General features: G+C 72.0%; 1 pseudogene. It reads right to left on the bottom strand.

Annotated elements, in window-relative coordinates:
* Positions 1-250 (bottom strand): annotated as a pseudogene (locus tag SB771_RS36020) (AraC family transcriptional regulator); the annotation flags it as partial.

The raw sequence follows: 250 nt of genomic DNA, 5'->3' as shown, positions 1-250 counted from the left end.
AACTCGGGCACGTTGACCGCGCGCTCGCGGTTGGCGAGCACATACTCGCGCGCTTCGGAAACGATCGACTGACGACGCGCACGCGCGGGCATCGCCAGCGGCTCGCCGCCACGCAATGCGCCCACGTCGAACAGCGACGCGAGCACCGACGCCTGCAAGTTGGCGCGCGCTAGCGCGGAGAGCGGCGTGCCGCGCGCCGCTCCGTCGTCGAGAAGCTGGCGCAGCGAGGCGCACAACCGCTCCTTGCGCG

The organism is Burkholderia sp. SIMBA_051 (genome assembly GCF_046534915.1).
Lineage (GTDB): Bacteria > Pseudomonadota > Gammaproteobacteria > Burkholderiales > Burkholderiaceae > Burkholderia > Burkholderia ambifaria.
This window is presented reverse-complemented; position numbering and strand designations above follow the sequence as displayed.